22 protein-coding genes are annotated in these 24,782 nt (G+C 69.0%); 9 read left to right on the forward strand and 13 right to left on the reverse strand.

The genetic code is table 11. The features are described 5' to 3' along the window. Nucleotides 1-164: 164 nt before the first annotated feature. Together ACE3P2_RS18895 and ACE3P2_RS18900 are read right to left on the reverse strand one after the other, a co-directional pair. Nucleotides 165-713 carry a TlpA family protein disulfide reductase gene (locus tag ACE3P2_RS18895; RefSeq protein WP_374267353.1) on the reverse strand — a complete coding sequence of 183 codons (549 nt, stop codon included), beginning with the start codon at nucleotides 711-713 and terminating at the stop codon, nucleotides 165-167. Continuing rightward, the gene (locus ACE3P2_RS18900) at nucleotides 710-1,336 is read right to left on the reverse strand and encodes a hypothetical protein (protein WP_374267355.1); all 627 of its coding nucleotides are present in this window, start codon (nucleotides 1,334-1,336) and stop codon (nucleotides 710-712) included. Before ACE3P2_RS18900 ends, ACE3P2_RS18895 begins: the two co-directional genes overlap by 4 nt. A gap of 87 nt (nucleotides 1,337-1,423) precedes the next feature. Between ACE3P2_RS18900 and mpl the strand changes: the two genes are divergently transcribed. Further along, a complete protein-coding gene (mpl, locus tag ACE3P2_RS18905; protein WP_374267357.1) occupies nucleotides 1,424-2,770 on the forward strand; it encodes a UDP-N-acetylmuramate:L-alanyl-gamma-D-glutamyl-meso-diaminopimelate ligase in 1,347 nt (448 codons plus the stop codon). 12 nt (nucleotides 2,771-2,782) lie between these two features. Here the strand turns inward: mpl and ACE3P2_RS18910 are convergent, their stop codons facing one another. After that, nucleotides 2,783-4,726 carry a sigma-54-dependent Fis family transcriptional regulator gene (locus tag ACE3P2_RS18910; RefSeq protein ID WP_374267359.1) on the reverse strand — a complete coding sequence of 648 codons (1,944 nt, stop codon included), beginning with the start codon at nucleotides 4,724-4,726 and terminating at the stop codon, nucleotides 2,783-2,785. Nucleotides 4,727-4,991: 265 nt separating this feature from the next. Between ACE3P2_RS18910 and ACE3P2_RS18915 the strand changes: the two genes are divergently transcribed. The 3 genes from ACE3P2_RS18915 (at nucleotide 4,992) to ACE3P2_RS18925 (ending at nucleotide 9,638) form a co-directional block, all read left to right on the forward strand. Next, nucleotides 4,992-7,121, forward strand: coding sequence for a PQQ-dependent dehydrogenase, methanol/ethanol family (locus ACE3P2_RS18915; protein ID WP_374267361.1), 2,130 nt, complete (start codon nucleotides 4,992-4,994; stop codon nucleotides 7,119-7,121). Nucleotides 7,122-7,261: 140 nt separating this feature from the next. Continuing rightward, nucleotides 7,262-8,110: a transporter gene (locus ACE3P2_RS18920; RefSeq protein ID WP_374267363.1), complete on the forward strand. Its 849-nt coding sequence runs from the start codon at nucleotides 7,262-7,264 to the stop codon at nucleotides 8,108-8,110. A gap of 25 nt (nucleotides 8,111-8,135) precedes the next feature. Further along, nucleotides 8,136-9,638, forward strand: a complete 1,503-nt coding sequence (locus ACE3P2_RS18925) for an aldehyde dehydrogenase family protein (RefSeq protein ID WP_374267365.1) — start codon at nucleotides 8,136-8,138, stop codon at nucleotides 9,636-9,638. Nucleotides 9,639-9,655: 17 nt separating this feature from the next. Here the strand turns inward: ACE3P2_RS18925 and ACE3P2_RS18930 are convergent, their stop codons facing one another. The 4 genes from ACE3P2_RS18930 to ACE3P2_RS18945 are packed head-to-tail and all read right to left on the reverse strand — an operon-like array spanning nucleotide 9,656 to nucleotide 12,984. Continuing rightward, nucleotides 9,656-10,693 (reverse strand): heme A synthase, encoded by a 1,038-nt coding sequence (locus tag ACE3P2_RS18930; RefSeq protein ID WP_374267367.1) that lies wholly within the window; start codon nucleotides 10,691-10,693, stop codon nucleotides 9,656-9,658. Then, nucleotides 10,690-11,589, reverse strand: a complete 900-nt coding sequence (gene cyoE / locus ACE3P2_RS18935; protein WP_374267369.1) for a heme o synthase — start codon at nucleotides 11,587-11,589, stop codon at nucleotides 10,690-10,692. Before cyoE ends, ACE3P2_RS18930 begins: the two co-directional genes overlap by 4 nt. A gap of 31 nt (nucleotides 11,590-11,620) precedes the next feature. Beyond that, the gene (locus ACE3P2_RS18940; protein WP_374267371.1) at nucleotides 11,621-12,193 is read right to left on the reverse strand and encodes an SCO family protein; all 573 of its coding nucleotides are present in this window, start codon (nucleotides 12,191-12,193) and stop codon (nucleotides 11,621-11,623) included. Then, nucleotides 12,190-12,984: an SURF1 family protein gene (locus ACE3P2_RS18945; RefSeq protein ID WP_374267373.1), complete on the reverse strand. Its 795-nt coding sequence runs from the start codon at nucleotides 12,982-12,984 to the stop codon at nucleotides 12,190-12,192. The genes ACE3P2_RS18940 and ACE3P2_RS18945 overlap by 4 nt, the downstream gene beginning before the upstream one ends. Between ACE3P2_RS18945 and ACE3P2_RS18950 the strand changes: the two genes are divergently transcribed. Further along, nucleotides 12,956-13,150, forward strand: a complete 195-nt coding sequence (locus ACE3P2_RS18950; protein WP_374267375.1) for a twin transmembrane helix small protein — start codon at nucleotides 12,956-12,958, stop codon at nucleotides 13,148-13,150. The two genes, ACE3P2_RS18945 and ACE3P2_RS18950, sit on opposite strands and share 29 nt — an antisense overlap. Here the strand turns inward: ACE3P2_RS18950 and ACE3P2_RS18955 are convergent. From ACE3P2_RS18955 to ACE3P2_RS18975, 5 genes are all read right to left on the reverse strand, one after another. Further along, nucleotides 13,138-14,010: a cytochrome c oxidase subunit 3 gene (locus ACE3P2_RS18955; protein WP_374267377.1), complete on the reverse strand. Its 873-nt coding sequence runs from the start codon at nucleotides 14,008-14,010 to the stop codon at nucleotides 13,138-13,140. The genes ACE3P2_RS18950 and ACE3P2_RS18955 overlap by 13 nt on opposite strands. Before the next feature lie 10 nt (nucleotides 14,011-14,020). Then, nucleotides 14,021-14,575 carry a cytochrome c oxidase assembly protein gene (locus ACE3P2_RS18960; RefSeq protein WP_374267379.1) on the reverse strand — a complete coding sequence of 185 codons (555 nt, stop codon included), beginning with the start codon at nucleotides 14,573-14,575 and terminating at the stop codon, nucleotides 14,021-14,023. Nucleotides 14,576-14,709: 134 nt separating this feature from the next. Then, nucleotides 14,710-16,305, reverse strand: a complete 1,596-nt coding sequence (ctaD, locus tag ACE3P2_RS18965) for a cytochrome c oxidase subunit I (protein WP_374267381.1) — start codon at nucleotides 16,303-16,305, stop codon at nucleotides 14,710-14,712. 12 nt (nucleotides 16,306-16,317) lie between these two features. Then, nucleotides 16,318-17,520: a cytochrome c oxidase subunit II gene (gene coxB / locus ACE3P2_RS18970; RefSeq protein WP_374267383.1), complete on the reverse strand. Its 1,203-nt coding sequence runs from the start codon at nucleotides 17,518-17,520 to the stop codon at nucleotides 16,318-16,320. 30 nt (nucleotides 17,521-17,550) lie between these two features. After that, nucleotides 17,551-18,018 carry a DUF2244 domain-containing protein gene (locus ACE3P2_RS18975; RefSeq protein ID WP_374267385.1) on the reverse strand — a complete coding sequence of 156 codons (468 nt, stop codon included), beginning with the start codon at nucleotides 18,016-18,018 and terminating at the stop codon, nucleotides 17,551-17,553. A gap of 139 nt (nucleotides 18,019-18,157) precedes the next feature. On the opposite strand from ACE3P2_RS18975, the gene ACE3P2_RS18980 reads away from it, so the two are divergent. After that, nucleotides 18,158-18,757 carry an SCO family protein gene (locus ACE3P2_RS18980; protein WP_374267397.1) on the forward strand — a complete coding sequence of 200 codons (600 nt, stop codon included), beginning with the start codon at nucleotides 18,158-18,160 and terminating at the stop codon, nucleotides 18,755-18,757. A 71-nt stretch (nucleotides 18,758-18,828) separates the two neighbouring features. Here the strand turns inward: ACE3P2_RS18980 and rpoH are convergent, their stop codons facing one another. Further along, complete coding sequence (gene rpoH / locus ACE3P2_RS18985) at nucleotides 18,829-19,683, reverse strand: RNA polymerase sigma factor RpoH (RefSeq protein ID WP_374267387.1); 855 nt, start codon at nucleotides 19,681-19,683, stop codon at nucleotides 18,829-18,831. A 354-nt stretch (nucleotides 19,684-20,037) separates the two neighbouring features. On the opposite strand from rpoH, the gene ACE3P2_RS18990 reads away from it, so the two are divergent. The 3 genes from ACE3P2_RS18990 to ACE3P2_RS19000 all read left to right on the forward strand — a co-directional run. Further along, nucleotides 20,038-21,195 carry a two-component system response regulator gene (locus ACE3P2_RS18990; protein WP_374267389.1) on the forward strand — a complete coding sequence of 386 codons (1,158 nt, stop codon included), beginning with the start codon at nucleotides 20,038-20,040 and terminating at the stop codon, nucleotides 21,193-21,195. Beyond that, entirely contained in the window at nucleotides 21,192-21,848 is a 657-nt protein-coding gene (locus tag ACE3P2_RS18995) for a histidine phosphatase family protein (protein ID WP_374267391.1), read from the forward strand. The genes ACE3P2_RS18990 and ACE3P2_RS18995 overlap by 4 nt, the downstream gene beginning before the upstream one ends. Nucleotides 21,849-21,858: 10 nt before the next feature. Next, a partial coding sequence (locus ACE3P2_RS19000) for a response regulator (protein ID WP_374267393.1) occupies nucleotides 21,859-24,782 on the forward strand: 2,924 nt, incomplete at its 3' end.

Below are 24,782 nucleotides of genomic sequence, written 5' to 3' on the forward strand. Positions count from 1 at the left end.
GCGAGCGAGCCGGATGGCGTGGCCCCGGGGCCGGGCTGAACGGGCGAGCAAAGCGCCGGCTGTCCTGCCGCAGAAATGACCCGATGGCTGTTTTTGCGCGTCATGAATGCAAGTTTGCCGTAATTCGGCGCAAGTTGTCCACCGCCGGGGTGGATCGGCGACGCTCAGGAGCGGGTGAGTTCGGCGAGTTTGCGGTCGAGTTCGTCTTCCGACAAGGTTCCCAGCTTGACGAGGCCGATCGTGCCATTTTTGGTGACGATTACGGTAAATGGCAGCGCCTGGGAGGTGTTGCCCAGTTCTTCGGTGAGCTGCACCACCGCCGGCGAGGCGATCACCAGCGGATAGCTCACGGCGTTGCTGGCCTGGAACTCGCGCACGTTGGTCGCGGTGTCGATGCTGATACCGACGAATTGCACGCCCTGGGCCTGGTATTTGGTGCTCATGGCCGAAAAGGCGGGGATTTCCTTGCGGCAGGGCGGACACCAGGTGGCCCAGAAGTTCACCACCAGCACCTTGCCTTTCCAGGCCGCGAGAGGACGGCTGGCGCTTCCGCTGTCGGGCAGATCGAGGGCCAGCAGCTTGTCGAGGGCGGCCTGTTGGGCCGGGTTGGCGGAGGCCGCGGGCGTTTCGCCGCGCCGGGCCGAATAAACCCCGGCGGCGCCGGCGGCGAGGGCCACGAGGATGACCAGGAAGATCTTGAGGCTGTGTTTCATTGGGGTGTGCCGGCGGTGCCGGAGGTGGCATTGACCAGGGCTTCGACGGTGGCCAGGCGGGCCCGTTCCATCTGTCGGGTGCCGTGGGGGCCGCGACGGGTCAGGCGTTCGATGTCCGGCGAGTAGATGCGCAGCTTGATCGGCACGTCGCCCCAGTCGAAGACGAGGATCGCCTCGGGGCCGTCGGGTTGGTTACGACGCGGCTCCCGGTGCTCGTAGGCGACATTCTGGTTGAGGAAGAAGATTTCGACTTCCTTGGCGCTCTCGGGGAACAGGTCGATTTCGACCTCGGCGTAGCGACCCGCGGTGCCTTCGAGCACTGCGCCGGTGAGATAGGGCCGGAATGCCTGCAGCTCGCGCATCACGTCGATGGCGGCGAGGCGCATCGCGTGCTGGCGTTCGAGGTGCTCCTCGTCCTGGAAGACCGCGAGATAGGTGCGGACCTCGGCCTCGATCTCGGCGTTGTTGGGCAGCTCGTCGGCGTTGACGGCGCCCAGCTGGCGGGCGGCCTTGCGCTTGGCGAAGCCGTAATCGGAAATGCCGTCCTCGGCGATCATGCGGGCCGCGAGGGCGGCGATTTCACGGCGCAGGTTGCTGCGGTGTGGAACGGCAGGGCGCGGCATGGGCGGTCGAAGCTCCCCGTTCGATTAGAATAGCGCCCATTCTACACACGACTGTTGCGGCGCTGTTTCCGCCGCTTTTGGGATCTCATGCATATTCATATTCTGGGCGTCTGCGGCACGTTCATGGGCGGCGTGGCGCTGCTGGCGCGGGCTGCCGGCCACAAGGTGACGGGCTGCGACGCCAACGTCTATCCGCCGATGAGCACCCAGCTTGAGGAGCAGGGCATCGGCCTCGTCGAGGGGTACGGCGTCGAGCAGCTCGACCTCAAGCCCGACGTGTTCGTGGTCGGCAACGCGATTTCCCGTGGCAATCCGCTCCTCGAGGCGATCCTCGACCAAGGGCTGCCGTATGTCTCCGGCCCCCAGTGGCTGGCCGAGCACGTGCTGCAGGGGCGTTGGGTGATGGCCGTGGCCGGCACCCACGGCAAGACGACGACCACCTCGCTGCTGGCGTGGATCCTCGAAGATGCCGGCATGAAGCCGGGCTTCCTGGTGGGCGGCGTGCCCAAGAACTTCGGCGTGTCGGCGCGCCTGGGCGAGACGCCCTTCTTCGTGATCGAGGCGGACGAATACGACACCGCCTTCTGCGACAAGCGATCCAAGTTCGTCCATTACCGCCCGCGCACCGCGATCCTCAACAACCTGGAGTTCGACCACGCCGACATCTTTGCCGATCTGCCGGCCATCGAGACCCAGTTCCACCATCTGGTGCGGATCATCCCCAAGTCCGGGCGGATCGTCGCCAACGGCGCCGAAGAGTCGCTCCAGCGCGTGATCGGACGCGGCTGCTGGTCGGAGCTCGAATGGTTCAACGATGCTGCCGGCTGGTCGGTGGCCGAGGGCGCTTTCGAGGACGAGGTGGTGGTGCGCTTCGAGGGCCGCGAGATCGGCCGCAAGCGCCTGCCCCTGTCGGGCACCCACAACCGCGCCAATGCGCTGGCCGCCATCGCCGCCGCTCGCCACGTGGGCGTGACGCCGGAAGTGGCGCTGGACGCGCTGACCCGCTTCGAGGGCGTCAAGCGCCGGCTCGAGGTGCGCGGCACGGTGCGCGACGTGACGGTATACGACGACTTCGCCCATCACCCCACGGCAATCACGCTCACCGTCGAGGGCCTGCGTCGACAGGTGGGCGAGGCGCGCATCCTGGCCGTGCTGGAGCCGCGCTCCAACACCATGAAGCTGGGCGTGATGAAGGATCAGCTGCCGGCCAGCCTGGCCCAGGCCGACAAGGTGTTCTGCTACGCCGCCAACCTGGGCTGGGACGCCCGCGGCGCGCTGGCACCGATCGCCGCCAAGACGCTGGTCGAGGATGACCTGGACGCGCTCGTGAAGGCCATCGTCGCCGAAGCGCGGGCCGGTGACCGCATCCTGGTGATGAGCAACGGCGGCTTCGGCGGCATCCACGGCAAGCTGCTTGCCGCCCTGGCGGGCTGATCCGCCTGCGTTTCAGTCGATCAACCCGAACGCGCGCAGCTTGCGGTACAGCGTGGCCCGCGCCACGCGCAGGCTGCGGGCGGCGGCCGACACGTTGCCGCCGCAGCGGGCCATGGCCGATTTCACCGCTTCCAGTTCCAGTTCGCGCAGGCACAGCTCGCGTGTCTGCGGCGGTGTGCCCGCGGGCGCTCCGTGGTGGGTGCTGCCCTCGAGCACTTCTTCGGGCAGGTGTTCGAGGGCGATCTCGGCCTCGCCTTCGGCGAGGGTCAGGGCGAGCCGCAGCACGTGGTCCAGCTGACGCAGGTTGCCAGGCCACGGGTAGGTCATCAGGGCGCGCATGGCGGCCTCCGACAGCCGCGGGGTAGCGGCGCCGCCAGCCTCGCGGGCCCGCATCGATTCGATCAGCGCGGCACGGTCGGCCCGCTCGCGCAGGGGCGGCAGGCACACCCGCACGCCCTTGATGCGGTAGTACAGGTCTTCGCGGAACAGGCCTTCGGCCACCCGCGTCTCGAGGCAGCGGTGAGTGGCGGTGACGATGCGGGCGTCGAAGCGGATCGGGCGGGCGCCGCCCAGCCGCGTGAACGTGCGCTCCTGCAGCACCCGCAGCAGGCGACCCTGGAGTTCCAGCGGCATGTCGCCGATTTCGTCCAGGAACAGCGTGCCGCCGCGGGCCAGTTCGAACTTGCCCGGCGCGCCGCCGCGCCGTCCGCCGGTGAAGGCGCCGTCCTCGTAGCCGAAAAATTCCGATTCGATCAGCCCGGCCGGCAGTGACGAGCAGTTGATCGCCACGAAGGGGCCGGCGGCCCGCTCGCTGTCGTCGTGCAGGCGGCGGGCGAGGACTTCCTTGCCAGTGCCGGTCTCGCCGTTGATGAGCACCGGGATGTCGCGCTCGAAGGCACGCCGGGCGATGTGCAGGGCGCGTCCGGCGATCCCGTCGGCCTCGGGCGCGGTTGCGGGCGCGGCGGGCGTCGCGCGGGCGTTGGCGTCGCTGCGCAAATTGCGCACCGCGTCGCCGATCCGGGCAAGCAGCGGGTTGGTGGCGCGGGCCTCGAAACGGGCCTCGAAGCCCAGCCCGTCGTCGCTCCACAGCGCGCCGTGGGTCAGGCGGCCGGACAGCGCCTGGCGGAAGGTTTCGGCCGGGCAGTCGAAGAGGTGCGCGAAGTCGGTGTCGCCGTCGCGCCCCGGCGCGCGCTGCAGCAACTGGCGGGCGGTCTGGTTGGCGCCGAGCAGGCGGCCGTCCTCGTCGAACACCATCACCCCGGCCAGCGGCGTGGCGAGCAGTTCGGCGCGGGTGTGGAAGCTCAATCGCAGGGCGCCGCCGAGGCTGTCGAGCATGCGGTTCTCGACGGCGCGGGCGGCGATGGCGAGCGGTTCGAGGACGGTGATCGGGCCGCCGTCGCAGTAGCGGGTGGCGTCGAGGATGCCGGCCAGTTCGCCCGCCGGGTCGAACAGCGGCACCGAAGCGCACGCGAAGGGGCGGATCTCGTCGAGAAAATGCTCGGCGGCGCGGATCACGATGGGCTGACGCTCGATCAGCGCGCAGCCCAGCCCGTTGGTGCCGATGTCCGCCTCGCGGATCGAACGGCCCACCTGGAAGATGCGCTGCATGTCGCCAAAGGCGCTGCCGGTGCCGCACAGGGCCTGTACCACCAGGCCGTCGGGGTCGGTGCAGACGATGCCCCAGCTGCCGCGGGTCATTGCGGCGCGAAGCTTTTCCATCTCGGGCAGGGCGCAGGCGACGAGGCGCCGGTTGCGCTCCGCGACGGCCTGCGCCAGATGGCGCGAGACGGGGCTCAGCACCCGCTCGTCGCCGGTCTGCAGGCCGTGGTCGAGGGAGCGCTCCCACGACCGGACGATGGGCGCGCTGATCAGCCCGGTGGGCGATTGCCCGTGCTCGAAGAACTGCCTGCGCCCTTGCGCCAGCCGGGCCTCGAACGAGGCGAGCTGCTCTCCCATGGTGTCTCCTCCATGTGGCCAGTTGCGAGTCAACCGGTGACACCGGCGTTGACTCGTTTCAAGTCAGTCCTGCGTGCCCATCGTCGCCCGAGGCGTTCGGGGATGTGTGGCAAGAGGCTGATTTTTCGTGGTTATCGTTTGTCTTTCCGAGCCGGCACGCTTGCTGCTGATAGTGCCATGCCGGTCCGGGAGGGCGTCCTGCCGCAGGGCCGGAACGCGTTCCACATTAAAGAACTTCAACGAACGAAGTCAATCAGGAGACAACATGTACCCAACCCAATCCCGCGGCCGTTCGGCCACGACCCGGCTGGCTGCGCTGCTGGCGGGCGCGCTGGCGTGTCAGCTGGCCGTCGCCGCGCCGCCCAAGGGCTCGGCCGAGCACATCGCCGCGGTGACCGCCCAGGTGGACGAGCGCGCGATTCGCGCCAACGCCGCCCGCACCGCCGACTGGCCGGCCTACGGCCTGGATTACGCCGAGACCCGCCACAGCAAGCTCGCCGAAATCAACGCCGGCAACGTGGGCAAGCTCGGCCTCGCGTGGACCTACAACCTCGAATCGACCCGCGGCGTGGAGGCCACCCCGCTGGTGGTGGACGGCATCATGTACGTCACCGCGTCGTGGAGCGTGGTGCATGCGGTGGACGTGCGCACCGGCAAGCGCCTGTGGAGCTACGACCCGAAGGTGCCCCGCGAATACGCCCAGAAGGGCTGCTGCGACGTGGTGAACCGCGGCGTGGCGCTGTACAAGGGCAAGGTGTTCGTGGGTACCTTCGACGGCCGCCTGGTGGCGCTGGACGCGGCCAGCGGCAAGCCGGTGTGGGAGAAGGACACGGTGGAAGACCGGACGCGCCCCTATACCGTGACCGGCGCGCCGCGGGTCATCAAGGGCAGGGTCATCATCGGCAACGGCGGCGCCGAGTACGGCGTGCGCGGCTATCTCACCGCCTACGACGCCGAGACCGGCGAGCAGAAGTGGCGCTGGTACACCGTGCCGGGCGATCCCTCCAAGCCCTTCGAGAACGCCGCGATGGCCAAGGCCGCCAAGACCTGGGACCCGGCTGGCCAGTGGTGGGTGACGGGCGGCGGCGGCACTGCCTGGAATAGCATCACCTACGACCCCGAGCTCAACCTGATGTACGTGGGCACCGGCAACGGCTCGCCGTGGAACCACCGCAAGCGCAGCCCGGCCGGCGGCGACAACCTCTACCTCGCCTCCATCGTCGCCCTCAACCCGGACACCGGCGAATACGTCTGGCACTACCAGGAAACCCCGGGCGACAACTGGGACTACACCTCGGTGCAGGACATGATCCTCACCGACCTCACCCTGGATGGCCGGAAGCGCAAGGTGATCCTGCACGCGCCGAAGAACGGCTTCTTCTTCGTGATCGACCGCACCAACGGCAAGTTCATCTCGGCCAAGCCCTTCACCGAGGTCAACTGGGCCACCGGCTACGACAAGAACGGCCGCCCCATCGAGACGCCGCTGGCCCGCTCCCGCGAGGCCTTCGACAGCGTGCCGGGCCCCTTCGGCGGCCACAACTGGCACGCCATGTCCTTCAACCCCAAGACCGGCCTCGCCTACTTCCCGGTGCAGAACGTGCCGATCAACCTGGCCGAGGACAAGGACTGGCGCTTCAACGAGAACAAGCCCGGCCAGCCGCAATCCGGCACCGGCTGGAACACCGGGATGCTGGTGAACACCCAGCCGCCCAAGAGCAAGGCCTTCGGCCGCCTCGTGGCGTGGGACCCGGTGAAGCAGAAGGAAGCCTGGCGCCAGGAATACGCCTCGCCGTGGAACGGCGGCACCCTCACCACCGCTGGCAATCTGGTGTTTGCCGGCACCGCCGACGGGCGCTTCGCCGCCTACAGCGCCGACAAGGGCGAGAAGCTGTGGGAGGCGTCGATCGGCGTCGGGATGGTCGCGCCGCCGGTCACCTATGAAGTGGATGGCCGCCAGTATGTGTCGATCGCGGTGGGCTGGGGCGGCGTGTTCGGGCAGTTCCAGCGCGCCACCGACAAGCACGACCTGGGTCGCGTCTACACCTTTGCGCTGGGCGCCGCCAAGCCGCTGCCCGAGGTGCCGGCCTATCCGCTGGGCGAGCTGATCTCCGGCGTCAAGTACGACCCGGCCCACGTCGCCGAAGGCACCCGGCTGTACGTGAGCAACTGCGTCTTCTGCCACGGCGTGCCCGGCATCGACAAGGGCGGCAACATCCCCAACCTGGGTTACGTGCCGGCGCGGGACATCGCCAACCTGGCGGACTTCGTCTTCAACGGACCGTTCGTGAAGAAGGGCATGCCGGACTTCACCGGCAAGCTCAGCGCCGACGACGTGGAGAAGATCAAGGCCTTCATCCAGGGCACCGCCGACGCCATCCGGCCCAAGCCCTGAGCCGCTCTCCGGAGGTTTCCCTCCCTTTGCCGCGGCCTGTCGGACCTCCTCTTCTCCCGTGTCGGGCCGCGGCACTTTTCTTCCCGATCCGGGCGCTCCGGCGCCTTGCTGCACCCATTAAAACCACAAGGAGACAACCCATGAACACCCCCTTCCGCCTGACCGCCGCCGCTTCGCTGCTGGCCCTTGCTGCCGGCGCCGCCAATGCCGACGTGCGCCCCGATCCGGGCGACTACACCGCGCTGCCCGCCGGCACCAACCTGCTCCTCGGCTACGCCCAGTTCGTCAATGCCGACAAGGTCTACGCCAACGGCAACAAGGCGGTGAATAACCTCGACCTGTCGCTCAACGCCGGCATCCTGCGTTACGTGCACTTCATGAAGCTGGGCGACTACATCATCGACCCGCAGATCATCGTGCCCTTTGGCAACCAGAAGATCGGCCTCTCCGACACCAAGACCAGCGGCATCGGCGACGTGGTCTTCGGCGGCACGCTGTGGACACTCGCCGACATGGCCAAGGGCGAGCACCTGGGCTGGTCGGTGTTCTTCACCGCGCCCACGGGATCGGACAAGAACCAGGGATTCGCGCTCTCCAACAACCGCTGGGCCACCGACCTGCAGGTGGGCTACATCCGCAAGCTGTCGGACAAATGGACGATCGACCTGATCGGCGAGACCGAGTTCTACCAGGATCAGCGCGACACCAAGGCCAGCAAGGATCCGCTGCTGCAGGCCCATGGCCACCTGCGCTACCACCTCAGCGACGCCACCTACGTGGCCGCCACCTACCGCCACGCCTGGGGCGCGAAGGAGAAGCTCGACGGCGCCGAGATCGCCGGCAACAAGAACAACGGCACCGCCATGCTCACCTGGGCCTCGTTCGTGGACAAGCAGTGGCAGGTGCAACTGCAGTACACCCAGGACGTGAAGGTCGAGGAAGGCCCCAAGATCAGCGGTGTGCTGGCCCGCGTGCTGTACGTGTATTGATCCCCGCCAGACAGGAGACCGGAACATGAACGCATTTCACGGCATCACCCTGCACCCTGATACCGCCGCCTTCCTCGCCCGCAAGCAGCGCATGCTGATCGGCGGCGAGTGGGTCGAGGCCGCCTCCGGCGAAACCCTGCCGGTGATGGACCCGGCCAGCGGCGAAACCTTCTGCCGCGTGCCCGCCGGCGACAGCCCCGACATCGACCGCGCCGTGGCCGCCGCCCGGCGTGCCTTCGAGAGCGGCGACTGGCCCCGCGCCCGCCCGGTGGACCGGGAGCGCCTGCTGCTCAAGCTGGCCGATCTGCTGGAGGCCCACGCCCAGGAGTTCGCCGAGCTGGAAGCCATCGACAACGGCAAGCCGGTGATGATGGCCCGCCACGTGGATGTGGCGCTGTCCGTCGATTTCATCCGCTACATGGCCGGCTGGGCCACCAAGCTGGACGGCAGCACGATGGAACTCTCGGTGCCCCTGGTGCGCGACAAGGAGTTCTTCGGCTTCACCCGTCGCGAGCCGGTGGGCGTGGTCGGCGCGATCATCCCGTGGAACTTCCCGCTGCTGATGGCGGTGTGGAAGGTGGCGCCGGCGCTGGCCGCCGGCTGCACGATGATCCTCAAGCCCGCCGAAGACACCCCGCTCACGGCCCTGCGCCTGGGCGAGCTGGCCCAGGAAGCCGGCTACCCGGCCGGCGTGCTCAACGTGGTCACTGGCCTCGGCCACACCGCCGGCGCCGCGCTGGCGAGCCACACCGGCATCGAGAAGATCGCCTTCACCGGCTCCACCGAGGTCGGCAAGCTGGTGGGCAAGGCAGCCATGGAGAACATGACTCGCGTGTCGCTGGAGCTGGGCGGCAAGAGCCCGGTGATCGTGCTCGACGACGTGGACCCGGCGGTGGCAGCGGCCGGCGCCGCCCAGGCGATCTTCTTCAACCAGGGGCAGGTGTGCACCGCCGGCTCGCGCCTGTACGTGCACAAGAGCCGCTTCGATGCGGTGGTCGAGCACCTGGCGGGCATCGCCGCCGGCATGAAGATGGGGCCGGGCATCGACCCGGGCACCCAGATCGGCCCGCTGGTGAGCAAGGTCCAGCAGCGCCGGGTGATGGAGTACGTGCAGAGCGGCTACGCCGAAGGTGCCCGGGCAGCGGCGGGTGGCGCGGCGGGCGACGGCCCCGGCTGCTTCGTGAAGCCGACGGTGCTGGTGGACGTGCGCGAAGACATGCGCGTGGTGCGCGAGGAGATCTTCGGCCCGGTGGTGGTGGCGCAGCCCTTCGAGGACCTGGACGAGATCGCCCGCCGCGCCAACGACACGCCCTATGGCCTCGCCGCCAGCATCTGGTCGAACGACCTGTCGCGCGTGCATCGCCTGATCCCCAAGATCAAGGCCGGCACGGTGTGGGTGAACTGCCACAACATCATCGAGAACGTGATGCCCTTCGGCGGCTTCAAGCAGTCGGGCATCGGCCGCGAGGCCGGGCGCTCGGCGCTGGAGCTCTACACCGAGCCGAAGTCGGTGATCATGGCGTTGTAAAGGCGGGGCGGGCGCGGCTAGCGCGCCACCTCGAAACGCCTAGGAAAGCCCGCCGCCGGCACCCGGCCGCGGGCTTTTTCATGGGCGAACACCCGTGCCGTGGCGGTGAGGGTGGCGCAGAGCAACAGCGCCGCGCCGGTGTTGTGGGCCACGGCCAGTGGCAGGGGCAATTGCAGCAGCACGTTGGCGATGCCGAGGCCGATCTGCAGGCAGAGGGCCAGCAGCAACACCGCCCCGTGGCCGCGCCAGCCCGGCCGGCGCAACAGCGTCAGCGCCAGTCCGCCCACCACCGAGAGCACCACCAGCGCAAAGGCGCGATGGGTGAGGTGGATGGCGGTGAGGGCGGCGGCGGGCAGCAGGGCGCCGCTGGCCGTGGCGCCGAGGGCCCGGTCGAGGGTGAAGGCGTGATGGAAATCCGTTGCCGGCCACCACTGCCCCCGGCAGGTGGGGAAATCGGCGCAGATCGCGGCGGCGTAGTTGCTGCTGACCCAGCCACCCAGGGCGATCTGCACGAGCACCGCCGCCAGCGCCGTGGCCGCGAGGGGGCGCAGGCCGGGTGGCGCGGTGGCGGGTCGGCGGGGCGCGGCGCGTGCCCGCAGCCACAGCAGGGCGAGGAGGGCCAGCGTGGTCATGCCGCCCAGCAGGTGGCTGGTGACGATCACCGGCTTGAGGAGCCGGGTGACCGTGAGCATGCCCAGCAGCGCCTGGCCGAGCACCACCGCGAGCAGGCCGAACTCCAGCCACGGCGCGCGCTGCGCGCGCTCGCGCCAGGCCCGGGCGGCCAGCGCCAGGATCACCAGCCCCAGGGTGCCGGCGGCGTAACGGTGGATCATTTCCTTCCAGGCCTTGGGGGCTTCGACCGGCTGGCCGAAGGCGGCCTCGGCGCGGGCCACGTCGTGGGCCGCCTCGGGCACGCCGATCAGCTTGCCGTAGCAGCCCGGCCAGTCGGGGCAGCCGAGGCCGGCGTCGGACAGGCGTACCCAGGCGCCCATCGACACCACGACGAAGGCCAGCAGCAGGCCGCAGGTGGCGAGCCAGCGCGACGGGCGGCTCATAGCAGGCGATCCAGGAAGAGGGCCGCGAACAGCCCGGTGAGGTAGATCAGCGAGTAGCGGAAGGCGTGACGGGCGCGGGCGTCGGAGTAGTTCCGCCACAGCACCCAGGCCTCGCGCAGGTAGCCCAGGTTGAGCACGCTCACCAGCGCCACGTAGAGGCTGCCCGACAGCCCGAGGGTGGCCGGCAGGTAGGAGACCGCGGCCAGCAGCACGGTGTAGAGCAGGATGTGCAGGCAGGTGAGCGGCACGCCGTGGCTCACCGGCAGCATCGGCAGGCCGGCGCGGGCGTATTCGTCGCGCCGGTAGCAGGCCAGCGCCCAGAAGTGCGGCGGTGTCCACAGAAAGATGATCAGGAACAGGGCCAGCGCCGGCAGGCCGATGCTGTCGGTCATCGCGGCCCAGCCGAGCACCGGTGGCATTGCCCCCGAGGCGCCGCCGATGACGATGTTCATGGGCGTGGCAGGCTTCAGGACCAGCGTGTAGACGATGGCGTAGCCCAGGAAGGTGGCGAGGGTGAGCCACATGGTGAGCGCATTGACTGCGGTGCTGAGCAGCCACAGCCCGGCGCCGCCGGTGAGCATCGCGAGGGCCAGGGTTTCGGCCGGCGTGATGAGGCCCAGCGGCAACGGCCGGCCGCGGGTGCGCGCCATGCGGGCGTCGATGGTGCGTTCGACCAGGCAGTTGATCGCTGCGGCGGCGCCGGCCACCAGGGCGATGCCGACGGTGGCGGCGAGCATCCGCCCCGCCGGTGGCCAGCCTGGCACCGCGAGGGCCATGCCGATCATCGCGGTGAACACGATCAGGCTGTTCACCCGTGGCTTGCACTGGGCGAAGAAGGCGGCCAGACGCAGGCGCAGGGGCGTGTGCAGGGTGGCGGAGCGAAGGACGGTCGGCATGGGCGTCTCCGGTGGCGTGCGTCGGTTGCGGTCAGCCTGCCCAGGCGTAGCGGAGCAGGCGTTCCATGTCCTTGAGGATGCCGCGCGGGTCGGCGTCGGGGGCGTAGCGCAGGATCACCCGGCCCGCCGGATCGACCACGAAGACCCGGTGGCCGGGCTCGCCGAGGTCGAAGGCGGCACGGGCGCCGGGGTCGGGTGCGCGCAGGGTGACGAGGTCGGGCTGCAGCGCCACGAGGGGGGCGGGGTCCGGCGCCGGCAGATCGGTGAGCCAGGCGCGGCGCACCCGGGGCATCTGCTTGTAGAGGGCGACGTGCACCTGGCGCGCGCTCACCACCCAGCGCCGGCAGGCGTCGTCGCAGGGGCCGCTGCCGGCCACGACGAGCGTCCAGTGGCCGTCGAGTTGCGTGGGGCGTCCGGTGCTGTCGGTCAGGGTGGGCAGGACGCGGGGCGGGGCGAGGAGCTCGCCGTGGTTGCCGGCGCGGTCGGGGTGCCAGCCCCACAGGTAGAGCCCGGCAGCGATGGCGAAGGGTAGCGCCAGCAGGGCGACGATCAGCCACAGGGGCCGGTAACGGGCGAGGGCGGAGGGCATCGCGGCGTCGCTCATGGCCGTTTCCACGCCAGGGCGAACCAGATCAGCCCGGCTGACGCGGCAAAGCCGTACCACTGCCAGGCGTAGTAGAGGTGGCGCTCGACGCGTTCGTCGGGGCGCGGCCAGTCGCGCGCGAAGCCGGCCGGTGCGTCGGGGGCGAGCTGCACCACCACCGGCTGCACCGGATGGCCGGCGAGGCGGGCGAAACGGGCCAGGTCGAGGTTCTGCCAGACCGGCTGCCAGCCGTCGGCCTCCGGGCCGAGGGTGAAGAAGCGCGAGCCAGGCATCACGGCGGTGCCGTGCAGTGTCATGGGCGTGGTGGGGGTGGCCACCTGTGGGATGTCGTCGTGGCGGGCGTTGGCGGGAATCCAGCCGCGGTCGATGAGCACCCGGGTGTCGCCGCCGTCGATGACCAGCGGGGTGACGACGTGGTAGCCGGCCTGCTCGCGGTGGATGCGGTTATCCACGAGAAACTGCCGTGCCGGGTCGAAGTGCCCGCGCACCACCACCGGACGGGCGTGCACGGCGTCGGCGTCCACCGGCGCACTGCCGAGCGTCACCGGCGCGTCGCCCCGGCGGACGTCGAGCGCGGCCTGGGCTGCCAGCTTGCGGTCGGCCTTGGCGTGCTGCCAGTGGCCGAGCTGGATGCAGCCCGCCGCCACTGCCAGGGCGACGGCGAGCCCCGGCCACGACGGGCGGAAGCGCCGGCCGCTTGTGGCCGCCCGCAGGCGCGCGCAGAATGGGCCGGCGGATCGGGCGACGTGGGAGGGGGACGAAGTGCTGTTCAAGTCTGCGGTGGTGCTCATGCTGGTGCTGGTGATCGGCAGCCTCTTTTCGGGCCTGGTGTTCCTTTATCGCGACAAGGGCGCTGGCGACCGGGTTGTGCGGGCGCTCACCTTGCGCATCTCCCTCTCCCTCTTGCTCTTCGTGGCCTTGCTGCTCACCTACCGCTTCGGCCCTTACAGCCAATAGACGACGACGAACAGCAGCAGCCACACCACATCGACGAAGTGCCAGTACCACGCCACCGCCTCGAAGGCGAAGTGGCGCCGGGCGTCGAAATGTCCCGCCAGGCAGCGCCCGGCCACCACCGCGAGCATGATGGCGCCCAGGGTGACGTGAAAACCGTGAAAACCGGTGAGCATGAAGAAGGTGGCGCCATACACGCCGGCACCCATCGTGAGGCCCAGCTCGGTGTAGGCGTGGTGGTATTCGTAGGCCTGGAAGCCCAGGAAGATCACCCCCAGCAACACGGTGAGGATCAGCCCGAGGTTGAGCTGGGCGCGCTTGCCCTTCATCAGCCCCCAGTGGGCCCAGGTGAGGGTGACGCCGGAGCTGAGTAGCAGCGCGGTGTTGATCGCCGGAATGCCCCACGCGCCCATGGGCGTGAAGCTGGCGCCCTTGGGGCCGGAGGTCGGCCAGGCGGCGGTGAAGTCCTTGTACAGCGTGAAGGCCGGGTCCATGCCCGCGAGGGCCGGCACCGAGATGTTGCGGCAGTAGAACAGCGCGCCGAAAAAGGCGGCGAAGAACATCACCTCCGAGCCGATGAACCACACCATGCCCTGGCGGAAGGACTGGTCTTCCCAGTCGGTGTAGGCGCCGCGCTGGTTTTCGGCGATCACCGCGCCAAACCACCGGAACAGCACCGCGACGATCACCGCCGCGCCGCCCGCCATCACCCATGGCCCGGGGGCGAAGCGGTTCATCAGCAGGATGAAGCCGAGCGCCAGCAGGAACATGCCACCCGACAGTGCAAACGGGTACAGGCTCGGCTGCGGCACGTAGTAGTGCCCGGCGTGGGGCGTCGAGGCGGGGGCGTGGGATGCGTTCAAGGCGGACTCCTCAGGAAGGATTCGGTGCCAGGAAAAATGCGTAGGCGAGCGTCAGCTCGCTGATCTCGTTGCCGATCTCGCGGTCGACGACGAAGGTGAGCGCCATCTCGCGCGTTTCGCCGGGGCCGAGGGTCTGCTGGGTGAAGCAGAAGCAGTCGAGCTTCTTGAAGTACTGGGCAGCCACCGTCGGCGATACGCTGGGCACGGCCTGGCCGACGATGGGCTTGTCGGAGAGGTTGCGCACCAGGAAGCGGGTGGTGCGCAGTTCGCCGGGGTGGAGTTCGATGGCGGGTTCGAGCGGGCGGATCTCCCAGGGCAGGCCGGGCATCAGCGTGGTGGTGAACTGCACGCCCAGGCTGCGGCTGGTGTCGATGCCGGTGGCCGGCAGATCCTTGGCGGCGATCGCGTCCTTCAGCGTCTTGCCATTGAAACCGACGGCCTTGCACAGGGTGTCGTAGAGCGGCACCAGGGCGAAGCCGAAGGCGAAGCAGGCGGCGGCCAGCAGCACCAGCCGGCCGACGAGGCGGCCATGCTTGGGCGGCGGGGGCAAGGCGGCGTCGCGCATGGCGGCTCAGCGCTGGATGAAGAAGCCGATGGCGTAGAGGCCGAGCGCCACTGCGCCCAGCGCCCAGGCGAAGCGGGCGGAGGCCTTGCGGCGCTGGGCGAGATCGGATTCGGTGAGGTGCATGGCGGCCTCCTTCACTTGACGGTGGGCTGGATGTCCCACGAATGGTGGGGCGGTGGGGAGCTGAGCTCCCATTCGAGGCCGTGGGTGCCTTCCCAGACCTTGTCACTGGCCTTTTGGCCGCCCTTCACGCAGCGCCAGATGTTGTAGGCGAAGAGCAGTTGCGACAGGCCCAGGGCGAAGGCGCCTACCGTGGAGATGGCGTTGAACTCGGCAAACTGCAGCGCGTAGTCGGGGATGCGCCGCGGCATGCCGGCGAGCCCGAGGAAGAACTGCGGCATGAAGGTGAAGTTGAAGCTGATGACGGTGAGCCAGAAGTGCAGCTTGCCGAGGCGTTCGCTGTACATGTGACCGGTCCATTTCGGCAGCCAGTAGTACACGCCGGTCATCACGCCCATGATCCCGCCGGCGAACAGCGCGTAGTGGAAGTGGGCGACCACGAAGTAGCTGTGGTGATACTGGGCGTCGGCGGCCACGTCGGCCAGCACCAGTCCGGTGAGCCCGGCGATGCCGAACAGCACGATGAAGCCCAGCGCGAAGAGCATCGGCGTCTCGAAGGTCATCGCGCCGCGCCACATGGTGGCGATCCAGCAGAAGAACAGCACTGCCAGCGGCAGCGAGATCGACATGGTGCTGTACATGAAATACAGCAGCGCCGGCACCGGCAGCCCGGCGGTCATGAAGTGGTGAGCCCACACCACCAGGCTCAACACGCCGATGGCGATGAAGGACCACACCTGGCCGGTGTGACCGTAGATCGGCTTGCGGGTGAAGGTGGACAGCACGTGGGGCATCAGCCCCCACACCGGCAGCAGCAGGATGTAGACCTCCGGGTGGCCGAAGAACCAGAACAGGTGCTGGAACAGGATCGGGTCGCCGCCGCCGGCGGCGTTGAAGAAATGGGTGCCGAAGTGGCGGTCGGTTAGCAGCATCGTCACGCCGCCGGCGAGCACCGGCAGGGTGATGATGAGCAGCACCGCGGTCACCAGCCAGCCCCAGCAGAATAGCGGCATCTTCATCAGTGTCATGCCCGGCGCGCGCATGTTGAGGATGGTGGCGATGATGTTGATCGAGCCCATGATCGAGCTGATGCCGAGGATGTGGATCGCGAAGATCGCAAAATCGACCCCGATGCCGCCTTGCACCGACAGTGGCGCGTAGAGCGTCCAGCCGGTGGCCACGGCGCCGTCGCCGATGCCGAACAGCGCCAGCACGAAGGGCAGGGTGAGCAGGATGGCAGCCGGCGGTAGCAGCCAGAAGCCCCAGTTGTTGAGCCGCGGCAGGGCCATGTCAGGGGCGCCGATCATCAGCGGGATCATCCAGTTGGCGAAGCCGGTGGCGGCCGGCATCAGCGCCGCGAAGATCATCACCAGCGCGTGCACGCCGATCAGCTGGTTGAAGAACTCCGGCTTCATCAGCTGCAGGCCGGGCTGGAAGAGTTCGGCCCGCACGCCCAGGATCATCGCGCCGCCGACGAAGAACATGAGCAGCGAGAAGCTCATGTACATCGTGCCGATGTCCTTGTGATTGGTGGTGGTGAGCCAGCGCAACAGGCCGCTGGGGGACGCGTGTCCGCCGTGGTGATCGAGGGCGTGGGAGGCGGTGTTCATCGTGCGGACTCCTTACCGAAGGGCCTTGATCTGGGCGGGCTGGATCATGTCGCCCCTGGCGTTGCCGAAGCTGTTGCGCTCGTAGGTGACGATGGCAGCGATGTCCACGTCCGAGAGCGTGGTCTTGAACGCCTGCATCGCGGTGCCGGGCTTGCCGTTCATCACGCGGTCCACGTGGCTGTCGGGGATCAGCCTGCCCTCGGGCGAGAGCAGCGGGCCATTGACGATCTTGCTGCCGGCCAGCGCCGGGAAGGCGGGCGGCAGGCCCTGGCCCGCGGGCTGGTGGCAGGCGGCGCAGGTCTTCTCGTAGGCGGCCTTGCCGTGGGCCATCAGTTCGTCCTTGGTCCAGGTCTTGTCGCCACCGGCCGCGGCGGCGGCCATCGCGCCCTTCTGCTTGTCGACCCACGCGGCGTATTCGGCCTCGGGCAGGGCGTGCACCACCACCGGCATGAAGCCGTGGTCCTTGCCGCACAGTTCGGCGCACTGGCCGCGGTAGATGCCGGGCTCCTCGATGCGCACCCAGGTTTCACGCAGGAAGCCGGGGATGGCGTCGCGCTTGACCCCGAACTGCGGCACCCACCAGGTGTGGATCACGTCGGTGGAGGTGAGCAGGATGCGCACCTTCTTGCCTACCGGCAGCACCACCGGGTTGTCCACTTCGAGCAGGTAATGTTCGCCCTTGGCCTCCCTGCCCTCGATCTGCTCGCGCGGCGTGGATAGTGTGCTGACGAACTTGATGCCCGAGTCCGGGTATTCGTACTGCCACTTCCACTGCATGCCGGTGACCTTGAGCACCATGTCGGCCTTGGTGCGGGTGTCTTCCATGTCGATGACGGCGTGGAAGGCCGGAATGCCCATCAGCACGAAGTCGATGAACAGCAGGATCGCGAACGGCACCAGCACCCAGAACCACTGCAGCGCGCCGGTGGGCCCCGAGAAGCGGGCGGGCTCCGCGCCGACGCTTTTGCGGTGCTTGACCATCGAATACACCATGATCGCGAACACCACCACGAACAGCACGGTGATTATCACCATGAACTGGTTGTGCATCGACAGGGTGTCGCGGCCGATGGGGGTGACCGGGGTCGGGAAGTTCCAGGTGTAATCGGCCCGCGCGCTGCCAGCGAGGATGGCCAGGGCGAGGCCGGCGAGCGCGCGCAGGCCGGGGCGGGACGACGGAGCGAGGCGGCGGGTGCGGGGGTTGAGTGTCGTCAAGGCGCTACCTCTTCTCGTCGTGGGATGATCTCAGGGCTGCAGGCGCTGGCGGAGGTCGGCGGCGAGCTGGCGGCGCTGGTCGGGTGTCATCAACCGCCCCAGCGCGACCCCCTGGCCGTGGGCGCGGATGCACAGCAGCCGATCGGCACCGGGCGCGGCGTCGAGGCTGACGCGGGCCCAGCCGGCGTGAAAGCGTTGGGTGAGATCGCCGTCGGGCAGACGACGGGTGACGATGAGCTGTCGGCCTTCGAGACGGATCGACTCGAAGCTGGCATCGTGCCGGGCGATGGCGCGCAGCGCGAAGAAGAGGACGAGGAGTTCGAGCCCCGCGAAAGGGGCTACGAGCCAGGCGCCCGCCAGGGCGAAACCGCCGCTGACGACGAGGCTCAAGAGGACGACCCCGCCGATGAGGCGACGTCGGGCTGTCGGGGTGAGCGAGCGGTTTGGGCGCGCAACCCACTGGTGCGCGCCCGCCGCCTCTGTTGTTGTTATAGCCATGGCGTCTCCTCCAGGCCCTGTCTGCGACTTTTTGACGCAGATCAAATTCTGGGGTCAGTGTAGCATCGTGCGTCGGTTTTGCAGTGCACTCGAATGCGCTGCAAGCGACTGAAACCAAAAGAGGTTTTAAATGATTTCGATGTTGCGTCGCGTCATTGTGACGATGGTAGCCTGCGGTGGGCTGGCGGCCTGTTCGCCGCCGCCGGATGGCGGAGCAGGGGGCGGCTTCGTCGGTACCGACATCACCGGTGCCCAGTACGGTCAGACCTTGAAGCTCACCGATCATCTGGGCGTGCCGCGCACGCTGGCCGACTACCGCGGCAAGGTGGTGACGATCTTCTTCGGTTATACCCAGTGCCCGGACGTCTGCCCGACCAACCTGATCAACATGGCCGAGGTCATGCGCCAGCTCGGCCCCGATGCCGACAAGGTGCAGGTGCTGTTCATCACCGTCGACCCCGAGCGCGACACCCAGGCGCTGCTCGCCCAGTACGTGCCGGCCTTCGACCCGCGCTTCGTCGGCCTCTACGGCGATCTGCCGACCACCCAGGCGGTGGCCCGGGATTTCAAGGTTTTCTACCAGAAGCAGGGTGACACCGCCGGCCAGGCCTACACCGTCGATCACTCCACCGGTACTTACGTATTCGATCCCCAGGGGCGCCTGCGGCTGTACGTGAAGCATGGGGAGAAGCCGGACGCCATTGCCGCCGACATCCGCAAGCTGCTGGCGGGCAAGTAGGTGCGACGGCGCGGGCAGTCAAATTCAAAGGGCGACCCGTAGGTCGCCCTTTGAATTTGCGTCGGCGGGCCTCAGGCCAGCGCCACCAGCTGGTTGCGCATCTTCTGCATCGCCTTGGCTTCGATCTGGCGAATACGCTCGGCCGACACGCCGTACTCGGCCGCCAGTTCGTGCAGGGTGGCGGCGTCGCCTTCGGTCAGCCAGCGACGCTGGACGATTGTGCGGCTGCGCTCGTCGAGGGTCGACAGCGCCTCGTGCAGACCCTCGTCCTGCAGGCGGGCGTACTGCCGCTGGGCGATCACCTCGGACGGCTCGGCGTGGGGATCGGCCAGGTAGGCGATGGGGGCGAAGCGCTCCTCTTCGTCCTCGGGGCCGGATTCGAGCGCCACGTCGCCGCCGGACAGGCGGGTTTCCATCTCGCGCACTTCCTCGGGCTTGACGCCGAGCTGCTGGGCCACCGCCAGGACTTCCTCGCCCTGCAGCGTGGCGCTGCTGTGCTTCATGCCGCGCAGGTTGAAGAACAGCTTGCGCTGGGCCTTGGTGGTGGCGATCTTGACCAGCCGCCAGTTCTTGACGATGTACTCGTGGATTTCCGCCTTGATCCAGTGGATCGCGAAGGACACCAGCCGCACGCCGCGGTCGGGGTCGAAGCGCTTCACGGCCTTCATGAGGCCGACGTTGCCTTCCTGAATCAGGTCGGCGTGGGGCAGGCCGTAGCCGAGGTAACCCCGGGCGATGGCGACCACCAGGCGCAGGTGCGACATGACCAGCTTGCGCGCCGCATCCAGATCCTCGTTGTCCCGAAGGCTGTGGGCGAGGTCGGATTCTTCCTTCTCGGTCAGCAGCGGGATGCGATTGACGCGCTGGATGTACTGATCCAGGCTGCCAACCGCGGACGGGACGGGAAACGACAAGGTATGGGACATCTGTGACTACCTCCTTCGCACAAATATTAGCACTCCCTGCCTGTGAGTGCTAAGGGTCAGATTGGTTCCGTGGCGGGGTGCCCGCGACGAGCCTTGCCACCTGTCTGGCATGAAACGCTGCTACGCTTGACGATTGAGCGCATCCACGTCGCCGGGAACGGCGGCGCGGGGTGTCCGGCGGGTTAAAGGCGTGCGTGGCGGTGCCGTTAGAAGCGGAGACGACGTATGGCGAAATCGGCCGGCGCCCCGACGTGCCCGGACGCGTTCAGGCCGTGTGCGCCGAGGCCGGCGCGCCATTGACGAACATCCGCGCCTCCCCGTGGGGTGGGCCATGACCAGGAATGCAACCCCGACATGCAAGCCGATGCCGCCCCGAAACAAACGATCCTGATCGTCGACGACACGCCGCAGAACCTCACCATCCTCGGCGAGTTGCTGCAGCCGTACTATCGTGTGCGCGCCGCCAACTCTGGTGAGCGCGCGCTGCGCGCGGTGAGCCTGCAGCCGCGTCCCGACCTGATCCTGCTCGACGTGATGATGCCCGACATGGACGGCTACGCCGTGATGGAGCGGCTGCGCGCCGACCCGTTGACCCACGACATCCCGGTGATCTTCGTCACCGCGATGCATGGCGCGGAGAGCGAGGAACACGGCCTCGAGCTGGGCGCCGTCGATTACATCACCAAGCCGATCAATCCGGCCATCGTGCTGGCCCGGGTGCGCACCCACCTCGAACTGAAGCAGGCCCGCGACCGCCTCTCCGACGAGAACGAATGGCTCGAAAGCGAGGTGGCGCGGCGGATGCGCGAGAACCTGATGATCCAGGATCTCAGCGTGCGCGCGCTGGCCTGCCTGTCGGAAGCCCGCGACAACGAGACCGGCCTGCACATCGTCCGCACCCAGACCTACGTCGAGCTGCTGGCCCGCCACCTGTCGGCGCATCCGCGCTTCGCCGAGGCGCTGTCCGGCGACCAGCTCGGGATGATCGTCAAGGCGGCGCCGCTGCATGACGTGGGCAAGGTCGGCGTGCCCGACAGCATCCTGCTCAAGCCCGGCCGCCTCACGCCGGAAGAGTTCGAGACGATGAAATCCCACGCCACGATCGGCGCCGACGCGATCGCCAAGGCCATGCAGCAGGCCATCGCCAGCGCCGGGCCGGAGGCGGCGGAGCAGGCCGCGCGGGCCTTCCACTTCCTCGAGGTGGCCCAGGAGATCGCCGCCGGCCACCACGAGAAATGGGACGGCAGCGGCTACCCGCGCGGGCTCGCCGGCGAGGCGATCCCGGTGTCGGCGCGGCTGATGGCGCTGGCCGACGTGTTCGACGCGCTGATGACGCGACGGGTCTACAAGCCGGCCTTCGACCTGGAAGAAACCACCCGCATCATCTGCGACGGACGCGGGAAGCACTTCGACCCGGACGTGGTGGACGCCTTCGTGGCCTGTCGCGAGCAGTTTTCCGACATCGCCACGCGCTTTGCCGATCCGCTGCCCGACGAAGCCGGAGCGGCATGATGCGACGGGTGCTGGGGCTCGCGTGCGTGGTGCTGGCGGCGCTGCTGCCGGCCCCGGCGCCACTGGCCGGCAGCGGCCGGGCCAGCGCGACCAACGTCCGCTTCGCCGAGATTCCCGCCAGCGCCGGCACCCTCCAGGCCCTGCGCCGCGGCGGTTTTGTCCTCTACCTGCGCCACGGTCTGACCGACAACGCCCGGGCCGATCGCGTGCCGCTGGTCGATCTGGACGACTGCGCGAGCCAGCGTCCGCTCACCCCTGCGGGGCGCGAGCAGGCGGTGCGCGTCGGCGAGGCGATCCGCAAGGCCGGCATTCCGCTGGGCGAGCTGCGCATCAGCCCCCTGTGCCGGGTGCGGGACACCGCCGCGGCGGCCTTTCCGGATAGCCGGCCCGAGATCGACCGGCTGCTGATGTACACCGCCAACCTGACCGATACCCAGAAGGCGCCGATCGTCGCCCACACCCGCAGCCTGCTGGCGGCGCCGGTGGCGCCCGGCACCAACCGCCTGCTGATCGCCCACGCCCCCAACCTGATGGACCTGATCGGCTATTTCCCGCGGGAAGGCACCCTGGTGGTGTTCCGCCCGACGGCTGCCGGCGGCTTCGAATACGTCGCCAGCGTCGCGCCGGGCCAGTGGTTCGAACTGCTGCGCTGAAGAGGCGCCGATGAACGCTTCCCGCTCCCGCCGCCTGCGCTTCCAGCTCGTACTGTTCCTGCCGGTGGCGCTGGTGGTGGTGCTGGCCGGTGGGCTCAATCTGGGCTCGCTGCTGAGCCTGCGGGAGGATCACCGCGCCGCCACCCGGGAACGCATCGCCGACATGGCCCGGGTTCGCGCCGCCACCCGCTTCAACGAGGAGATCGCCGCCGTCCAGCGCCTGGTCGGCACGACCCTCGAACAGGCCAGCGCGAACGGGCTCGACGAGGCGGCGGTGTACCGCGTGCACACCGACGTGGTCAATCGGCTCGCCCGCCTGGCCGACGACCTCCCCGCGCGGCGGGGCGCGGCGGATGGCGCCGAGGCCGGCCGCGAGCTCCAGGCCGACTTCGAGGCCTACCGCAACCTCATCGTGTCGGCCACCGATCTGGCCGCCATCAACCCGCGCGACGCCATGCGCCAGGCCTACCAGGCCGCCAGCAGCTACATCGCGCTGTCCAAGCACACCCAGACCCTGGCCGCGGCGGTGGCGGCCGACGTGGCCGTGCGCGGCGACCGTCAGGCCGAGCAGTTCGAGCACCACGCGATCCGCATCGCGGTGATCGCGGTGGCGATGGTGATGCTGCTGGTGCTGATCTGGTTCGTCGTGATCCTCTGGGCGACCCGTCGTCTGGCGAGCATCAGCGCTGCCCTCGAGGCACTGGCCGACGGTCAGCTCGACGCCCCGTCCCTGCCGATCGTCGAAAAGATCGCCGCCGACCCGCGCAGCCTGCTGCGCACCATGGCCGAATCGGTGCTCGCGTTCCGCAGCACCGCCCGCGCCCGCGAGGCCGCCCAGGCGGCGCTGCGCAAGCTGTCGCTGGTGGTCGAGCAGACGCCCAGTTCGGTGCTCATCACCGATCTCGAAGGGCGCATCGAGTACGTCAACGACGCCTTCGTCCACCTCAGCGGCTACAGCCGCGACGTGCTCATCGGCGCCAATCCGCGCCTGCTCAAATCGGGCCGGACGCCGCCCGAAACCTATCGCGAGATGTGGGCCACGCTGCTCGCGGGGCGGATCTGGCGCGGCGAGCTGGTCAACCGCACCCGCTCCGGCGAAGAGCGCATCGAGGCCATGAGCATCACCCCGCTGCGCCAGCCCGACGGGCGGGTGAGCCACTACGTCGCCGTCAAGGACGACGTGACCGAGCAGCGCCGCATCGGCGAGGAACTGGCGCGTCACCGCGATCACCTCGAACAGCTCGTCACCGAGCGCAGCGCCGAGTTGATCGTCGCCCGCGACGCCGCCGAGGCCGCCAGCCGCAGCAAGAGCGAGTTCCTCGCCAACATGAGCCACGAGATCCGCACTCCGATGAACGCCATCATCGGGCTCACCCACCTGCTCAGCCGCGAGATCGACGACACCCGGCACGCCGGACGCCTGGGCAAGATCGCCGCCGCCGCCAAGCACCTGCTCAACCTCATCAACGACATCCTCGACCTGTCGAAGATCGAGGCCGGCAAGCTCGACCTGGAACTCACCGACTTCGACGTCGAGCGCATCGTCGGCAACGTCATCGGGCTGATCCGCGACAAGGCCGAGGAAAAGAAGATCGAGCTGGTGGTCGATCTGCGCGCGATCCCCGCCGTCCTCCACGGCGACGGCCTGCGCCTGCAGCAGATCCTGCTCAACTTCGCCGGCAACGCCATCAAGTTCACCGCGCGCGGCAACATCACCCTGCGCGCCGCGGTGGTCGCCGCCGAGGACCACGGGCTGCGCATCCGCTTCGAGGTCGCCGACACCGGCATCGGCCTCACCCCGGAACAGCAGCGCGACCTGTTCCAGAGCTTCCGCCAGGCCGACACCTCGATCACCCGCAAGTACGGCGGCACCGGGCTGGGCCTGGCGATCAGCAAGCGCCTCACCGAACTGATGGGCGGCGAGATCGGCGTCGTCAGCACGCTCGGGCAGGGCTCCACCTTCTGGGTCGAGCTGCCCTTCTCGTACAGCCAGCATCCCGGCAGCGCGCCCAAGGCCGGACGCGACACCCGCGGCCTGCGGGTGCTGGTGGTGGACGACCTGGCCGACGCCCGCGAGTCGCTGGTGGCCATGCTCCAGCGGATGCACGCCTCGGTCGAGGCGCTCCCCGACGGCCTCTCGGCCCTCGCCCGCATCGCCGAGGCCGACGCCGCAGACGCGCCCTTCGATCTGCTGCTCATCGACTGGCAGATGCCCGGAATGGACGGCATCGCCTTCGGACAGCAACTGGTCGGCCTGCCGCTCAAGCGTCGTCCGGCCAGCCTGCTCGTCACCTCCTACCCCGAGGCGCTAGCGCCCGACGCCCTGGTCGCCACCGGCTATTTCGACGTGCTGGCCAAGCCGCTGTCGCCCTCGCAGCTCTTCGACGCGGTGCAGGACACCCTCTCCGGCCGTCACGTGCCGGCCCGCGGCCTCGCCCCCTGCGAGGCCGAAACCGCCCTGCGCCGGCGCAGCGGCACCCGCGTGCTGCTGGTCGAGGACAATCCCATCAACCAGGAGGTCGCCCGCGACCTGCTCGCCGACGTGGGCATTGCCGTCGAGGTGGCCGGCGACGGTCAGATCGCCGTGGACAAGGCTCGCGCCGGCCACTACGACCTGATCCTGATGGACATCCAGATGCCCATCGTCGACGGCCTCGCCGCCACCCGGCTGATCCGCGCGCTGCCCGGTCACGCCGCCACGCCGATCCTCGCCATGACCGCCAACGCCTTCGACGAGGACCGCCAGCGCTGCCAGGAAGCCGGCATGAACGACCACGTCGCCAAGCCGGTCGAGCCCGAGGCCCTCTACCGTGCCCTGCTGCAGTGGTTGCCGCGCCCGGCCGACGCGGCCGACGAGGCAGCGCCGCGTCCGGCCGGCCCGCCACCCGCCGGCGCGGACGACGCGGCCCTGACCCGCCGCCTCGCCCAGATCGA

The organism is Zoogloea sp., assembly GCF_041911615.1.
In the GTDB taxonomy this organism is placed as follows: Bacteria; Pseudomonadota; Gammaproteobacteria; order Burkholderiales; family Rhodocyclaceae; genus Zoogloea.

Excerpts from the sequence above, each read along its gene's own strand:
- ACE3P2_RS18960 (WP_374267379.1), bottom strand. The coding sequence starts at position 14,575 with ATGCGCGACGCCGCCTTGCCCCCGCCGCCCAAGCATGGCCGCCTCGTC.
- ACE3P2_RS18940 (WP_374267371.1), bottom strand. The coding sequence starts at position 12,193 with ATGAGCGACGCCGCGATGCCCTCCGCCCTCGCCCGTTACCGGCCCCTG.
- mpl (WP_374267357.1), top strand. The coding sequence starts at position 1,424 with ATGCATATTCATATTCTGGGCGTCTGCGGCACGTTCATGGGCGGCGTG.
- ACE3P2_RS18990 (WP_374267389.1), top strand. The coding sequence starts at position 20,038 with ATGCAAGCCGATGCCGCCCCGAAACAAACGATCCTGATCGTCGACGAC.
- ACE3P2_RS18925 (WP_374267365.1), top strand. The coding sequence starts at position 8,136 with ATGAACGCATTTCACGGCATCACCCTGCACCCTGATACCGCCGCCTTC.
- rpoH (WP_374267387.1), bottom strand. The coding sequence starts at position 19,683 with ATGTCCCATACCTTGTCGTTTCCCGTCCCGTCCGCGGTTGGCAGCCTG.
- ACE3P2_RS18915 (WP_374267361.1), top strand. The coding sequence starts at position 4,992 with ATGTACCCAACCCAATCCCGCGGCCGTTCGGCCACGACCCGGCTGGCT.
- ACE3P2_RS18930 (WP_374267367.1), bottom strand. The coding sequence starts at position 10,693 with ATGAGCCGCCCGTCGCGCTGGCTCGCCACCTGCGGCCTGCTGCTGGCC.
- ACE3P2_RS18995 (WP_374267391.1), top strand. The coding sequence starts at position 21,192 with ATGATGCGACGGGTGCTGGGGCTCGCGTGCGTGGTGCTGGCGGCGCTG.
- ACE3P2_RS18900 (WP_374267355.1), bottom strand. The coding sequence starts at position 1,336 with ATGCCGCGCCCTGCCGTTCCACACCGCAGCAACCTGCGCCGTGAAATC.
- ACE3P2_RS18980 (WP_374267397.1), top strand. The coding sequence starts at position 18,158 with ATGTTGCGTCGCGTCATTGTGACGATGGTAGCCTGCGGTGGGCTGGCG.
- ACE3P2_RS18920 (WP_374267363.1), top strand. The coding sequence starts at position 7,262 with ATGAACACCCCCTTCCGCCTGACCGCCGCCGCTTCGCTGCTGGCCCTT.
- ACE3P2_RS18910 (WP_374267359.1), bottom strand. The coding sequence starts at position 4,726 with ATGGGAGAGCAGCTCGCCTCGTTCGAGGCCCGGCTGGCGCAAGGGCGC.
- ACE3P2_RS18945 (WP_374267373.1), bottom strand. The coding sequence starts at position 12,984 with ATGAGCACCACCGCAGACTTGAACAGCACTTCGTCCCCCTCCCACGTC.
- ACE3P2_RS18895 (WP_374267353.1), bottom strand. The coding sequence starts at position 713 with ATGAAACACAGCCTCAAGATCTTCCTGGTCATCCTCGTGGCCCTCGCC.
- ctaD (WP_374267381.1), bottom strand. The coding sequence starts at position 16,305 with ATGAACACCGCCTCCCACGCCCTCGATCACCACGGCGGACACGCGTCC.
- ACE3P2_RS18975 (WP_374267385.1), bottom strand. The coding sequence starts at position 18,018 with ATGGCTATAACAACAACAGAGGCGGCGGGCGCGCACCAGTGGGTTGCG.
- cyoE (WP_374267369.1), bottom strand. The coding sequence starts at position 11,589 with ATGCCGACCGTCCTTCGCTCCGCCACCCTGCACACGCCCCTGCGCCTG.